Origin of the sequence: Variovorax brevis (assembly GCF_030317105.1) — a bacterium.
GTDB classification, from domain to species: Bacteria; Pseudomonadota; Gammaproteobacteria; order Burkholderiales; family Burkholderiaceae_C; genus Variovorax; species Variovorax brevis.
Genome location: NZ_JASZYG010000008.1, coordinates 87,982 through 102,586 on the forward strand (window position 1 = coordinate 87,982; position 14,605 = coordinate 102,586).

The 14,605-nt window shown below is 66.7% G+C and carries 10 protein-coding genes; 6 read left to right on the plus strand and 4 right to left on the minus strand.

The window, feature by feature from the left end; translation table 11 throughout:
- The first annotated feature begins 59 nt into the window (after positions 1–59).
- Positions 60–917: a ferritin family protein gene (locus QTI66_RS24305; RefSeq protein ID WP_286562593.1), complete on the plus strand. Its 858-nt coding sequence runs from the start codon at positions 60–62 to the stop codon at positions 915–917.
- Between the two features lie 23 nt (positions 918–940).
- Here the strand turns inward: QTI66_RS24305 and QTI66_RS24310 are convergent, their stop codons facing one another.
- Complete coding sequence (locus QTI66_RS24310; protein ID WP_353506216.1) at positions 941–2,011, minus strand: septal ring lytic transglycosylase RlpA family protein; 1,071 nt, start codon at positions 2,009–2,011, stop codon at positions 941–943.
- A complete protein-coding gene (gene glnE, locus QTI66_RS24315; RefSeq protein WP_286562594.1) occupies positions 2,004–4,781 on the minus strand; it encodes a bifunctional [glutamate--ammonia ligase]-adenylyl-L-tyrosine phosphorylase/[glutamate--ammonia-ligase] adenylyltransferase in 2,778 nt (925 codons plus the stop codon). The genes QTI66_RS24310 and glnE overlap by 8 nt, the downstream gene beginning before the upstream one ends.
- A gap of 25 nt (positions 4,782–4,806) precedes the next feature.
- Between glnE and QTI66_RS24320 the strand changes: the two genes are divergently transcribed.
- From QTI66_RS24320 to QTI66_RS24335, 4 genes are read left to right on the plus strand one after another with little or no spacing between them, the layout of a single operon-like run.
- Positions 4,807–8,892, plus strand: a complete 4,086-nt coding sequence (locus QTI66_RS24320) for a YhdP family protein (RefSeq protein ID WP_286562595.1) — start codon at positions 4,807–4,809, stop codon at positions 8,890–8,892.
- Positions 8,889–9,704 carry a carbon-nitrogen hydrolase family protein gene (locus QTI66_RS24325; protein WP_286562596.1) on the plus strand — a complete coding sequence of 272 codons (816 nt, stop codon included), beginning with the start codon at positions 8,889–8,891 and terminating at the stop codon, positions 9,702–9,704. The genes QTI66_RS24320 and QTI66_RS24325 overlap by 4 nt, the downstream gene beginning before the upstream one ends.
- Before the next feature lie 42 nt (positions 9,705–9,746).
- Positions 9,747–11,816 carry a sensor histidine kinase gene (locus QTI66_RS24330; RefSeq protein ID WP_286562597.1) on the plus strand — a complete coding sequence of 690 codons (2,070 nt, stop codon included), beginning with the start codon at positions 9,747–9,749 and terminating at the stop codon, positions 11,814–11,816.
- Between the two features lie 17 nt (positions 11,817–11,833).
- A complete protein-coding gene (locus QTI66_RS24335; protein ID WP_286562599.1) occupies positions 11,834–12,469 on the plus strand; it encodes a response regulator transcription factor in 636 nt (211 codons plus the stop codon).
- 33 nt (positions 12,470–12,502) lie between these two features.
- Here the strand turns inward: QTI66_RS24335 and QTI66_RS24340 are convergent, their stop codons facing one another.
- Both QTI66_RS24340 and QTI66_RS24345 read right to left on the minus strand, forming a co-directional pair.
- Complete coding sequence (locus QTI66_RS24340; protein ID WP_286562600.1) at positions 12,503–13,162, minus strand: YiaD family glycine zipper/OmpA-like lipoprotein; 660 nt, start codon at positions 13,160–13,162, stop codon at positions 12,503–12,505.
- 138 nt (positions 13,163–13,300) lie between these two features.
- Positions 13,301–13,456 carry a hypothetical protein gene (locus tag QTI66_RS24345; RefSeq protein WP_286562601.1) on the minus strand — a complete coding sequence of 52 codons (156 nt, stop codon included), beginning with the start codon at positions 13,454–13,456 and terminating at the stop codon, positions 13,301–13,303.
- Here QTI66_RS24345 and mltA point away from each other — a divergent pair.
- Positions 13,455–14,603, plus strand: a complete 1,149-nt coding sequence (mltA, locus tag QTI66_RS24350) for a murein transglycosylase A (protein WP_286562602.1) — start codon at positions 13,455–13,457, stop codon at positions 14,601–14,603. The two genes, QTI66_RS24345 and mltA, sit on opposite strands and share 2 nt — an antisense overlap.
- Positions 14,604–14,605 lie beyond the last annotated feature (2 nt).

Sequence of the window (14,605 nt, forward strand, 5' to 3'; positions counted from 1 at the left end):
GGTTGTCGGTAGGGTGCAAAAGCGGGCGTTTAAAATCGAAAGCCTAACGAAAGACAAAGATGCTGTATCCGGAACTTTTCAGACAACTCGAATCCGTGCGGTGGGACATGGACCGGGATATTCCATGGCAGTCTTTCGACGCGACAAAGCTCTCCGACGAGCAGGCGCAAACCATCAAGATGAACGCGATCACCGAGTGGTCGGCCCTGCCGGCCACCGAGATGTTCCTGCGCGACAACCGTCATGACAGCGACTTCTCCGCCTTCATGTCCATCTGGTTCTTCGAAGAGCAAAAGCATTCGCTGGTGCTCATCGAATACCTCAAGCGCTTCAGCCCGCAGCACGCGCCCACCGAGCAGGAACTGCACGAAGTGCGCTTCGACTTCGACCCGGCGCCGCCGCTCGAAACGCTCATGCTGCACTTCTGCGGCGAGATCCGGCTGAACCACTGGTATCGCCGTGCCGCCGAGTGGCACACCGAGCCGGTCATCAAGCACATCTACACCACGCTCTCGCAAGACGAAGCGCGCCACGGCGGCGCCTACCTGCGCTACATGAAACGGGCGATGGAAAAGTTCGGCGACGAAGCGCGTGCCGCCTTCACCAAGGTCGGCGTGCTCATGGCGAGTGCCCGCCGCACGGCGCAGGCGCTGCATCCCACCAACCTGCACGTCAACAAGTCGCTGTTCCCCAACGACACCATCCAGAGCCGCATGCCCGACCCGGACTGGCTGGAGCACTGGCTCGACAACCAGATCAAGTTCGACAGCGTCTGGGAAACCAAGGTCGGCGAGCGCATCCTGCACAACCTGAGCCTGCTGATGAACCGCAGCTTCAAGACTGTGCAGGAGCTCAACCGCTACCGCAAGGAACTGGCCGCGACCCTCGCGCCCAAAGCGGTCTACCAGGGCGCCTGACGCGCCGCCCCCGCATCGCGCTCCTACCGTCGCTCGACGACGATGGGCGCGAGCTGCATCCCGTTGCGAATCTGGTCCGCCGTTCCGCCCGCGTCCGTGCGCGAAGCGTATGGTCCGGCCTGCACGCGGTACATGCCGCGTTCATTGAACACGTAGACGTCTGATCCGAGCGAAGGCATGTTGCTCGTGACACGCTGGCGCAAGGCCTGTGCGCCCTCGCGCTGGCTGAAGGCACCCAACTGGATCCAGTAGCCCGGCGCGGGCGAGGCAGGCTGCGCGTCCGCAGCAACTGATGTGGGCGCGTTGCCCGTCAAGCCAACGGCAGGCGGCCCGGCCGGTGGCTCGACGCCCGCCGGCAGCGGCATCGCCACGATGGGCCTTACTTCGGGCTGCGCAGCGCTCACGACGGGCATCACCATGACCGATGGCACGGCCACTTCGCCGTTAGTGGGTGCGCTGGGTGCGGATGACGCCACAGGCGCCGCCGTTGACGCAGCGCTTGTCGTGCTCGCCGCCGCCAGCGCCGTTGCACTCCCATCGCGCCGCCACGTTCCGGCGCGGATGTCCTGGTTGGTGATGCGCTCGATTTCCACCGGCGCCACGCCGCGCAGCAGATCGAGCTTTGCCGCCGCCGCATAGCTCAGGTCGATCACGCGCCCTTCCACGAAGGGGCCCCGGTCGTTCACCCGCACGATCGCTTCGCGGCCGTTGGCGGGGTTGCGCACGCGCACATAGCTCGGCAAGGGCAGCGTCTTGTGCGCCGCCGTCATCGCGTACATGTCGTAGGGTTCGCCGCTGGCGGTCGATTGGGCGTGGAACTTCTTGCCGTACCACGAGGCCAGCCCGCTTTCGCGAAACGACCTGTCGTCCGTGATCGGCGCATAGGACACGCCCAGCACCGTGTAAGGCTTGCTGGTGCCGCCACTGCTGCGGATGGTTTCAACGCGCGGCTCGGCGTCCGCTGACTGAGACAGGTTCGACGGCGGATTCGATGGCGCGCCGTCGCGGGGACTGCTCGCGCAGCCGGCGAGGAACAAGAGGCTCAGCGCGAGCGCGCTGCCCGCGGCCGAATGCAATGCCGCTCGCTTAATCAAACACCGCCTTCCACAATGCGAGCATGGCTTCGCGCTCATGCACCAGTGAGGTCATGGGCACCTGCGTTGGTTCTTCATTGAGCCGCGCCTTGTGCTGCGCACGCCGCAATTCGCGATAGGCCGCACCCGCCTGCTGGCCCACGCCGCTTGGCAACAGGCCCGCCTGTTCCGCACGCTGCAGCAGCGCAATGTTGCCCACGTTGGCAATGAGCGAGGGAAAGCGCGCCGAGGCCGAGAGCACGAGGTACTGCACCGCAAACTCCGCATCCACCATGCCCCCGGGGCTGTGCTTCACGTCGAAGCGGTCCGGCTTGACCGGATGCGCCGCGCGCACCTTCTCGCGCATCGCGACGATCTCGGTCTTGAGCGCGTCCAGATCGCGGATGGAGGTGATCGTCGCCTCACGAACGCGGTCGAAGCGTTGGCCCAGTGCGGCGTCGCCCAGCACGAAGCGTGCGCGCGTCATGGCTTGGTGTTCCCAGGTCCATGCGGTGTTGCTGCCGCGTCCGAGCTGGTACTTTTCGTAGGACTCGAAGGTGGTCGTGAGCATGCCCGAGTTGCCGTTGGGCCGCAGGGCAGTGTCGATCTCGAACAGGTCGCCTTCGCGCGTTTTCACCGTGAGCCAGTTGATGAGCTTGCGCACGAAGGCCGCGTACACGTCGCCGGCGCGCTCGTCATCGTCGTCATACACGAACACGATGTCCAGATCGCTGCCGTAGCCCAGCTCTTTTCCGCCCAGCTTGCCGTAGCCAATGATGGCGAACTGCGGCTCTTCGCGGTGGCGGCTGCGCAAATGACGCCAGCTCCAGCGCGCGGTGGTGCGCAGCACCGCATCGGCCAGTGCGCTCAGGTCGTCCGCCACTTCCTCGACGGTGATGCGGCCTTCGACGTCGCGTGCCAGCGTGCGGAACACTTCCGCGTGGTGCGCCCGGCGCAGGATGTTGAGTTGCGCCTCTTCGTCCGCTTCGCCCGTGCTGTGCAATGCGGAGCGGCGGCGCTCCAGGTCGGCCTCGAACTCGGCCGCGTTGAAGCGGCTGGTCAGCATTTCGTTGTTGGCCAGTTCGTCGATGACGCCCGGATGCATCATCAGGTAGCGCGCGGGCCACTTGGCCGCACCCAGGATGCGCAGCAGGCGTTCCTGCACCGCGGGCCGCTCCACCAGCAGGGCCAGGTAGCTCTCGCGACGGAACAGCGGCTCGATCCAGTCGGCCCAGCGCAGCGCCGCACCGATGTGGTTGGGCGTCTGGCCTTCCAGGTCGCCGTCGGGTTCGTTGAGCCATTGGCCGGTGCGTCGCACCAGCTGACGCAGGCGCGCCTGCGTTTCCTCGCGCATGGCGGTGACGCGCGGGTTGTCGCACCACGACTTCACGCGCTCGGCAAAAGGCAGCGGCAGTTCCGGCAGCAGGTCGGCGAGGTCGGAGGGCGTGGCCGCGACCGCCTTGCCATTGCACTTGCCGTTCTGGCACTTGCCGTTTTTCTCGTTGCCGCCCAGGAGCTTGTCGAACTCCTGCGCCACGAACTCGCGGTGCGTGTCCAGTTGCCCGAGGAAGTCGCAGCAGTCGACATAGCCGAGCGTGGAGGCGATCCAGTGCTGGTCTTCGTCGCTCACTGGCAGCACGTGCGTCTGCTGGTCGTCCAAGTATTGAATGCGGTGCTCCACGCGTCGCAGGAAGCGATAGGCATCGGCCAGTGCGTCGGCAGTGGCCTGCGGCATGAGCCCGGCGTTGGCCAGGCGCTGCAGCGCATCGAGCGTCGGACGCGTGCGCAGTTCAGGAAACTGGCCGCCGCGCACCACCTGCAGCAATTGCACGATGAACTCGATCTCGCGGATGCCGCCGCGCGAGAGCTTCACGTCGTTGGCGCGCTCGGGCCGGCCCGCGCTGCGGCGGGCCGCCTGCTCGCGGATCTGATGATGCAGCGTGCGAAGCGATTCGAACACCGCGTAGTCCAGATAGCGGCGGAACACGAAGGGCAGCACCACGGTGCGCAGCGCCTGCGCCGAGCCGTCTTCCACGCAATTGCGGGGCGCCACCACGCGGCTCTTGAGCCATGCAAAGCGCTCCCATTCGCGGCCCTGCACCTGGAAATATTCTTCCAGCGCGTCCACCGACACCACGCTCGGGCCCGAATTGCCGTTGGGCCGCAGGGCCAAGTCGACACGGAACACAAAGCCGTGTTCCGTCGAGTCGCCCACCAGCGCGTAGATGCGCTTGACGATGCGGCCAAAGTATTCCTGGTTCGACAGGCGATTGCGGCCTTGTTCGTTGCCCGCCGTTTCGCCGGCCTGGTCGAACACGTAGATGAGGTCGATGTCGCTGGACACGTTCAGCTCGCGCGCACCCAGCTTGCCCATGCCGATGATCCACAGGCGAGCGCGCTGGCCGTCGGTGCCCACGGGCATGCCGTGAAGCTCTTCAAGCTCCTTCTCGGCCTGGTGGCAGGCGGTGTCGAGTGCGAATTCCGCCAGGTGCGTGACGGCCGTCGTGATCTCGGACAAGGGCGCGTCGCGGTCGCAATCGAGCGTGACAAGCCGCTCCATGACCAGCTGGCGAACCACGCGAAGCGCGTCGCCGACGCCGTAGCCGCGTTCGAGCAATGCGGCATAGGCCTGCGCCATGTGTTCGCGCCCTGGCGCGCCGGGCGGAAGCAGTGCAAGCTCGCTGGCATAGCGGCGCCGCAAGCGCTGCACGAAGCGCGAATAAGAAGAAAGCGGCGGAGGCCCCTTCTTCTGGGGGGCTTCGGTGGAACCCGAACTTGAGCTGGCAGTCATAATTCCCGGCACAGCGCGATCCTCAATGAATGTCACGGCGTCCTCCCCTTCACGTCTGCTCAAGATCACCGCTGTGACGGCGCGCTGGCTGCTGGGTCTGCTGGTCGCAGCATGGCTCTTGTTCGCACTTGTGGTTGTTGTCCTACACGGCTGGATTGTGCCGCGAATCGGCGAATACCGTGGGGTGCTGGAAGCGCAGGCCACGCGCTCCATCGGGGTTCCCGTGACGATTGGCGCAATCACGGCGAAGTCGGAGGGTCTGCTGGGCAGTTTCTTTCCCACCTTCGAGCTGCGCGACGTCGTGCTGCACGACGCCCAGAATCGAGATGCATTGCGCTTGGGCCGCGTGGTTGCCGGCTTCTCGCCGCGCTCGATGTGGCGCCTGAGCTTCGAGCGCCTCTTCATCGAACGGCCCGAAGTGGAGGTGCGGCTTGACGCGCTGGGCAAAATCCATATCGCCGGGCTGGACATGTCGACCGAGACCAGCGGTGAATCGCGCGGTGCGGACTGGATCTTCTCGCAGCGCGAGGTCGTCGTTGAAGGCGGCACCGTGCGCTGGACCGATGAGCGCCGCGCCGCGCCGCCGCTGTTGCTCACCGAGGTGCACTTCACCGCACGCAACCGCGGCCGCACTCATGAACTGGCGCTGGAGGCCACGCCGCCACAGGGCTGGGGCGAGCGCCTTGCCATCCGCGGCGAGTTCCGCCAGCCCTTGCTGTCGGTGCGCAGCGGCAACTGGCATGAATGGGACGGCCAGATTTACGCCGACCTTCCGCACGTCGACGTGAGCCGCATCGGCAGCTATGTGTCGCTGGATGTGGTCGTGCGGCAAGGCAGCGGCGCACTGCGCGCCTGGGGCGACGTGCGCAAGGGCCGGCTCGTTTCGGGTGTGGTCGACCTGGGACTGGACGCCATCGACGTGTCGATCAACGAGAAGCTCGAGCCTCTGGCGCTGCGCGCCGTCACGGGCCGCCTGGCCGCCAGCAAGATCGACAACACCCTCGAGTTCTCGACCACCAACCTGCAGTTCAACACCAGCGACGGTGTGCGCTGGCCGGGCGGCAACCTGTGGTTCAAGCACACGCTCCCCACCGGACGAGCGGTCGAACGCGGCGCCTTCCGTGCCGACAAGCTCGACCTGGCCATGCTCGCGCAGATCGCCAACCGGCTGCCGCTTGGCGACACGCTGCACCGCGAACTCGGTGCGCGCGCGCCCCGCGGACTGGTCGAGAAGATCGAGATGTCGTGGGACGGCGCCATGGAATCGCCCACCCACTACGACGCACGCGGCAAGGTGAGCGGCATGTCCCTCGCCTCGGAACCCGGCGACCATGCCGGTGCGGTCGGCAAGCCGGGTGTGTCGGGCGCGACTGTCGAATTCGAGGCCTCGCAGGACGGCGGCAACGCCACCCTGGCGATCGCCAAGGGCGCGCTGGACCTGCCGGGCGTGTTCGAGAACCCGGTCGTGCCCATCGATGAACTCTCGACGCGCGCCCAATGGAAATTCGACGGCGACAAGACGCAAGTGCAACTGTCGAACCTTCGCTTTGCCAATCCGGACGCACAGGGCGAAGCAAAGATGACCTGGCGCACCAGCGACGCCGCCACCTCGCCGAGCCGCGACCGCTTTCCCGGCGTGCTCGACCTGGAGGGCAAGCTCACGCGCGCCGACGGCACCCGCGTGTTCAGGTACCTGCCGCTTCACATCCCCCAGCACACGCGCGACTATGTCCACGAAGCCATCACCAAAGGGGTGGCCAGCAGCGTGGACTTCCGCGTGAAGGGCGACCTGTTCGACATGCCCTTCATGGACCCGCGGCAAGGCACCTTCCGCATCGTGGCCAAGGTGTCGGACGTGACCTATGCCTACGTTCCCCACGTCAGCGGCGCCAACGGCGGAAGTGGCGCGGCGCAGCCGACGTGGCCCGCGCTGACGGGCGCGTCGGCGGAACTCATCTTCGAGCGCGCCGGCATGCAGGTTCGCAACGCCCGCGCCCGCCTGGCCGGCGCACAGGGCATCGAGATCACCAAGGGCGAGGCCGAGATCGCCGACATGTCGCACCGCACGCCGCTGCTCAAGGTCGATGCGCAGGCCAGCGGGCCGCTGGCGGAAGTGCTTCGGGCGGGCGCGCCGCTGGCGGGGCAGGCCAGCGACATCGCGGCCCATGCCCGCGCCACCGGCAATGCGGACTACCGGCTGCGCCTCGACCTGCCGCTGGAGACGCCGGACAAGGCCAAGGTGCAGGCCAGCATCACGCTGAACGACAACGAACTGCAGATCGCCCCCGACATCCCCGCTTTCACGCAGGCCAAGGGCGTTCTGAACTTCACCGAAAGCGGCTTCAGCCTGACGGCGCTGCGGGCGCGGCTGGCCGGTGGCGACATGCGCATCGACGGCAAGGGCCGCTACGCCGGCACCAGCCACGACCTGGGCTTTCACGCGCAGGGCATCGTGAGCGCCGAAGGACTGCGTGCGGTGCGCGAAGTGGGCTGGCTGTCGCGCCTGGCCCGCAAGATGAATGGCAGCACGGCCTACACGGCCGACTTCAGCTTGCGCGACGGTGTTTCGGAGTTCCTGGTGACCAGCAGCCTGCAGGGGCTGGCCTTGCAACTGCCGGCGCCCCTCATCAAGCCGGCCGAAGACGTGATGGCGCTGCGTCTTGAAAAGAAGATCGTGCTGCGCGAGAAAGCCAGCACGCAGGAACGCGTGCAGGACCGCCTCTCCTTCGACCTGGGGCGCATGGCCTCGGCCACGTGGCTGCGCGACATCTCGGGGCCACAGGAGCGCATCGTCAACGGCGGCATCGGCGTGGGCCTGGCGACGGGCGAAACCGTCGTCTCGCCCGAGCGCGGCGTGCTGGCCAACATCAACCTTGCGCGTTTCGACGTGGGCGCCTGGAAGGCGGCCTTCAGCGAAACCACCGGCGTCGCGACCAACGTTCCTGCGGGTACCGCCAGCGACGATGCCTCGCCCTATCTGCCCAGCGCCATCGCCGTGCGTGCGCAAGAGCTTCGCTTTGCCGGCCGCCGGCTCAACAACGTTGTGCTCGGCGGCAGCCGCGAAGGTACGGTGTGGCGCGCCAATGTCGACTCGGACGAACTCAGCGGCTACATCGAGTACGGCCAGGCACAGGCCGGACGGCTGCACGCGCGGCTGGCGCGCCTGAAGATTGCGCGCGGCGAGGCGTCGGAAGTCGAGTCGCTGCTCGACGAGCAGTCGGCTTCGCTGCCGGCGCTGGACATCGTGGTCGATGACTTCGAGCTGCTCGGCAAGCGGCTCGGCCGCGCCGAGATCGAAGCGGTGAACCGTGGTGGCCCCACGCGCGAATGGCGGCTGAACCGCCTGAACCTCACGGTGCCCGAGGGCAGCTTCACCGCGCTGGGCGCCTGGGCCACGCCCAACGGCATCGCCGGCGAGCCCCGTCGCACCTCCTTGACCTTCAAGCTGGACATCAGCGATGCGGGCGGCCTGCTCAACCGCTTCGGCATGAAGGACGTCGTGCGGCGCGGACGCGGCCGCCTCGAAGGCGACGTGGGCTGGCGCGGCTCGCCCTTTTCCATCGACTATCCGAGCATGGACGGCAAGCTGCACATCGATGTGGAGACGGGCCAGTTCCTCAAGGCCGATCCGGGCCTTGCCAAGCTGCTGGGCGTGCTGAGCCTGCAGGCACTGCCGCGCCGCCTCACCCTGGATTTCCGCGACGTGTTCAGCGAGGGCTTTGCCTTCGACTTCATTCGCGGCGATGCCAACATTGCCAAGGGCGTGGCATCCACGAACAACCTGCAGATGAAGGGCGTGAACGCCGCGGCCCTGATGGACGGCTCAGCAGACTTTGCGCGCGAGACGCAGAATCTGCGCGTGGTCGTGGTGCCCGAGATCAACGCCGGCACGGCTTCGCTGGTGGCCACCGCCATCAACCCGGCCATCGGCCTGGCGACCTTCCTGGCGCAGATGGCCTTGCGCAAGCCCCTGAGCGCGGCGGCCACGCAGGAGTTCCAGATCGACGGGACCTGGACCGACCCGAAGATCACGAAAATGCCACGCAGGCCCGCGCTGGATGTTCCCGTTCCATCCGCACGGCAGGAAGCACAAACGGAGACCAAACCATGAAAGTCGCAGCCATCCAGATGGTGTCCAGCATCGAGCGCGCAACCAATCTTGCGCGCGCGCATTCGCTGCTGGCGCAGGCCGCGGAAGAAGGCGCGGAGCTGGCGGTGCTGCCGGAATACTTCTGCGTGATGGGCCGGCGCGACACCGACAAGCTGGCCCTGCGCGAGCACGCCGAGGGCGGCGTCGTGCAATCCTTCCTGGGCGATGCGGCGCGCGAATTCGGCATGTGGATCGTCGGCGGCACACTGCCCCTCGAAAGCGAGGAAGAAGACCACGTGCTCAACACCTCGCTCGCCTTCTCGCCCGAAGGCCAATGCGTTGCGCGCTACGACAAGATCCATCTCTTCTATTTCGACAACGGCACCGAGCACTACGACGAGCGCCGCGTCATCACGCCGGGCACGAAGCCGGTCGCCTTCGATCTGCCTTCGCGCGATGGTCAACGTTGGCGCGTGGGCATGAGCGTGTGCTACGACCTGCGTTTTCCCGAGCTGTATCGCGCCCTGGCCCGCGACGGCGCCGAGCTGCTGCTGGTGCCCAGCGCCTTCACGCGCACGACGGGCGCCGCGCACTGGGAAGTGCTGCTGCGCGCCCGCGCCATCGAGAACCTGGCGTGGGTCGTCGCGCCGGCGCAGGGCGGCACGCATGAGAACGGGCGCCACACCTGGGGCCAGTCGCTCATCGTCGATCCCTGGGGCACGGTCGTCGCGCAGCAGGCGACGGATGAAGCCGTGGTGATGTTCGACCTCGACGCGCGTCACGTGGAGCGCGCGCGGGCGCAGTTGCCCGCGCTGTCGCACCGTGTGTTGTAGGGCCTGTCGACACATGAGCCAGCCCCGCGTGAGGCACTAGCGATGGCCGCAGGCGCTCCACCCGGCACGGCCGGCTTTCGTGCGCTGCTGGCGCTTCGTACGAGCCACGACCTGCTGGCGTTTCTGCGGGCCGCATGGAAGCGGTGGTTCCTGTGGGTGCTGCTGGCGGTGCTGGTGCTCTTGCTGGTGGCCGTCGTTGTCTGGCTCGCCGGGCGGCATGAAATACAACAGGTGCAGGACTCGCTCGATCGCGACACGGCCGATGCCGTGGCCGACCTGCGCAACGGCCTGCAGCGCAATGCGCAAAGCCTTCGGGCACTGCAGGCCGACCAGCATCACCAGGAGTTGTGGGAAGAGCATGCGAAGACGCTGCTGCGCGGGCACCGCGAGTGGATGCGCCTCGAGTTGCGCGACCGTCAGCTGAACCCCATCGCGACGGCCGAGTCGCCCTACCACCCGCGCTTTTTCGACACCGCCAGTCGGGGGCCCGCGCAGGCCGACGTGGGGCTCGCCTGCGCGTCGGCGCGCAAGCTCGCCAGCGTCGCCTACTCGCCAAGCCACTATGCGGTGATGACCGAAGGCGCAGGCCTGGAGGTCATCGAGATGTGCCTGCCGCTGGAAGGCGGCAACGTCGTGGTGGCCGTGTATTCGCTGCGCGATGCGCTCATCGAACTCGTGGCGCCGTCGCTGCGCCGGGGGCAGGAAGTGGCGCTGTCGGAAGTCGACGGCACGCGCCTGGCCGTGGTCGGATCGCCCCGCCGGAGCGGCACCCGCGTGTTCACGTCGCAGCAACTGGTCGACCTGCCCGGCGTCGCGATGATGTTGCGCATGGACGGCTGGCGTGCGGAGCCCGATCTGTTTCCCAACGTGCTCACCGGCCTGGTCACCGGCATCTCGATCGCGCTGGTGTCGGTGCTGGTCCTGCTCGCTAGCGACACACGCCGCCGCCTCAAGGCCGAGAGCGACCTGGCCGACGCACTGGCCTTTCGCAAGGCGATGGAAGATTCGGTCATCACCGGCCTGCGCGCGCGCGACCTGCAGGGCCGCATCACCTACGTGAACCCCGCGTTCTGCGAAATGGTGGGATTCAGCGCCGACGAACTCACGAGTGGCACTTCCGACGCGCCCTATTGGCCGACCGAGCTGGCGCATGAATATCAGATGCGGCAGGCCACGCGGCTCGCGGGCGACGTGCCGCCGCGCGAAGGCTTCGAGTCGGTCTTCATGCGCAAGGACGGCTCGCGCTTTCCGGTGCTCATCTTCGAGGCGCCGCTCATCAACGCGCACGGTGTGCAGACCGGGTGGATGAGCGCGTTCCTCGACGTCAGCGAACAGCGCCGTGTCGAAGAGCTCTCGCGCGCCACGCAGGAGCGCCTGCAGGCCAGTGCGCGCCTCGCCACCGTCGGCGAAATGGCGTCACTGCTCAGCCATGAACTCACGCAGCCGCTGGCAGCCATTTCCAGTTATGCCAGCGGTTCACTCAATCTGCTGCAAGACGGTCAGGCGACCACGATGACCGAACTGGTCATGGCCCTGCAACGCATCGCCGAGCAGGCCGGGCGCGCGGGGCAGGTGATTCGAAGCGTTCACGACTTCGTGCGCCGCCGCGACCGCACGCGCGAGAAGTCCTCTGCGCAAGGCCTCTTCGATGCGGTGTTGCCGCTCGTTCACCTGCAGGCGCACAAGCTGGGCGTGCGCATCGAGGTCAATGTCGAGTCGCGCCTGCCGCCGGTGATGTGCGACCGCACGCTGGTGGAGCAGGTGCTGCTCAACCTGGCGCGCAACGCGATGCAGTCCATGGACCTGCCAGAGATCAAGCGGCGCGAACTGCGCCTGAGCGCGGCGCTGGCCGCGCCCGGTGCCGCGGGTGGCGAGGCGCGTCGATGGGTGGAGTTTTCCGTGGCGGACTGCGGCGTCGGCATTGACGATGCGGTGGCGGCCCGCCTGTTCACGCCTTTTTTCACGACGCGCAGCGACGGCATGGGGCTTGGCCTGAGCCTGTGCCGCACGGTGGTCGAACAGCACGGCGGCGTGTTGCTGCACGGTCCCAATCGCCCGCGTGGCACGATATTCCGGTTCACGCTGCCGGTGTCCGAACCGGCAGCGCCCTGACGCTGGAGACATATCCCATGCAACCCCTGATCGACGCACAGATCTTCATCGTGGACGACGACGCCAGTGTGCGCGAAGCACTCGCGTGGCTGCTGCGCTCACGGCGCCTGCAGAGCGAACACTTTCCGAGCGCGGAGGCTTTCGAGGCACGGCTGGCGGAAGAAGAATCGCCCGCCACGCCCAGCCAGCCGCGCTGCCTGTTGCTGGACGTGCGCATGCCCGGCACCAGCGGGCTGGTGTTGTTTGATCGACTGGCCGAGCGTGGCCTTCTCGACGCCATGCCGGTCATCTTCCTGACGGGTCATGCGGACGTGCCGACGGCGGTCGACCTCGTCAAGCGCGGCGCTTTCGACTTCTGCGAAAAGCCGTTCTCGGACAACGCGCTGGTGGACCGCATCGAGCAGGCGCTGGGTGCCTCCCTGCGGGCCATCGCGGCGCAACGCGAACGCCAGACCATCGCGAGCCGCGTGGCCGAGTTGACGGAACGTGAACGGCTGGTGATGAAGCTCGTGGTCGAGGGCTTGCCCAACAAACTCATTGCCGACCAGTTGAACATCAGCGTGCGCACGGTGGAAGTTCACCGCGCACGCGTGTTCGACAAGATGGATGTGAAATCGGCCGTTGAACTGGCCAATCTGCTTCGTGGCGCCTGAACGTCAGAGCGTCCCGGCGCCACGCATGAAGCATCAGCCCTGCGGACGCTCGCCCACGTAGATTTCAACGCGGCGGTTTTGCGCGCGGCCTGCATCGGTGCCGTTGTCGGCGATGGCCTCGCGCGAGCCGCGGCCTTCGATGCGGATGGCGGTCGTCTTTACGCCCTTGGCGACGAGATAGTCGCGTGTGCTGGCGGCACGGTCCATCGACAGGGGGTTGTTGATGGCGTCGGTGCCGGTGCTGTCGGTGTAGCCGATGATGCGCACGTCCGCGTTCGGGTTGTTGCGCAAGCCATTGGCGAACTGATCAAGGATCGGTGCGAAGTTCGGCTTGATGTTGGAGCGACCCACGTCGAAGGAGACGTCGCTCGGGATTTGCAGCTTGAGTTCGTTGTTGGCCGTCTGCGTGACGGCAACACCCGTGCCTTGCGTGACCTGTTCCATCTGCTTCTTCTGGTTCTCCATGCGCTGCGACCAGAAGTAGCCACCCGCGGCGCCTGCAGCAGCACCCAGTGCGGCACCTGCTGCAATCGACTCACGATTGCCGCCGGTCAACGAGCCGATGGCCGCGCCGGCCAGAGCGCCGGCGCCTGCGCCGATGCCCGTGGTCTTTTGCGTTTCGGTCATGCCACCGCTGGCGCAACCGGTTAACAGAATGGCGACAGATGCGGCCGTTGCAATAAGTTTTTTCATGATGTTCCCTTTCGCGAAACTAAGAGCGTGCTGAACGTTCAGTGCGCTGATTATGTTGACGCAAAGGGCCGCAATGAGCCCATGAAAGTGATTCGGCGTGATGGCCTACACCGGAATGCGCACGAGTCACACGTGCTGTCAATCCTTGCGATTCGTTGCCTCGCGCGACGCGCTGTCATCCGCTTCGTCGGCATGGTCCGGCTCACCGCCCTTGCGACCGGAAAACATGGTCCACCAGACGATGAGGATCAGCACGACCAATGCACCGAGCGCTTCAAGCAAAATCAAACCCATGAGAAATGGACTCCTGTGGTGGTCGGGGCTGGTGATGTTAGCTGCGCTGGCAGGTTGCGCGACGAGCCCGCGGCCCATCGACGTGCCCGTGGCACAGCCACCCGTTGACGCGCGTCCCGCACTGCCGCCGCTCACGGGCTCGCTCACGCATCCCAAGAGCCGATGGGTGCCTGTGACATGGGGCGAGCTGCCAGGCTTCAGCGATGACCCCTTGCACGAAGGCTGGGCCGCGCTGGTCTCCAATTGCGCGCGTCCCAACGCCGCATTCGCACCCTTGTGCGGCGAGGTGCGGCAGCTGTCGCTCGCGGACGCCAACGAGCAGCGTGTGTGGATGACGCAGCGCCTGCAGCCGTATCGCATCGAGTCGCTGGCGGGTCAGGTCGATGGCCAGCTCACCAGCTACTACGAACCGGTGTTCGATGCGACGCGGCGGCCCACGGCCACCAACAACGTCGCGCTCTATCAGATGCCTGCAGCCGCGGCGCAGCGCAGGCCTTGGTACACGCGCCAGGAGATCGATACGCTTCCTGAAGCACAAGCCGCCTTGCGCGGCCGCGAGATCGCGTGGCTGTCCGACCCCATCGATGCATTGATGCTGCACATCCAGGGCACGGGGCGGCTGCGCATCACCGAGCCCGATGGTTCGAAGCGCACGGTGCGCGTGGCCTTTGCGGGATCGAACGACCAGCCTTATCGCAGCGTCAACCAGTGGTTGCTGAGCCAGGGCGTGACACGCATCAACCCGTGGCCCGATGCGACCAAGGCCTGGGTGGCGCAGAACCCGCAGCGTGTGTCGCAACTGCTGTGGAGCAATCCGCGCTACGTGTTCTTTCGCGAGGAGCCGCTGAACGAAGTCGACGCCGCTTCAGGCCCCCGGGGAGCGCAAGGCGTGCCCTTGACCGCTGGACGTTCGATTGCGGTCGATCGCGACAGCATTCCCTATGGCACACCGGTCTGGCTCGCTTCCAGCGGACCGGCCGTGCAGTTGCAGAAGCTGGTGGTGGCCCAGGACACGGGCAGCGCCATTCTGGGCGCCGTTCGCGCAGACTATTTCGCCGGGACGGGCGCGGAGGCGGGGCGGCTCGCGTCCGCTGTGAATCAACCTTTGCGCCTTTGGGCGCTGTGGCCCAAGGCTGCGGCCAACTGAGG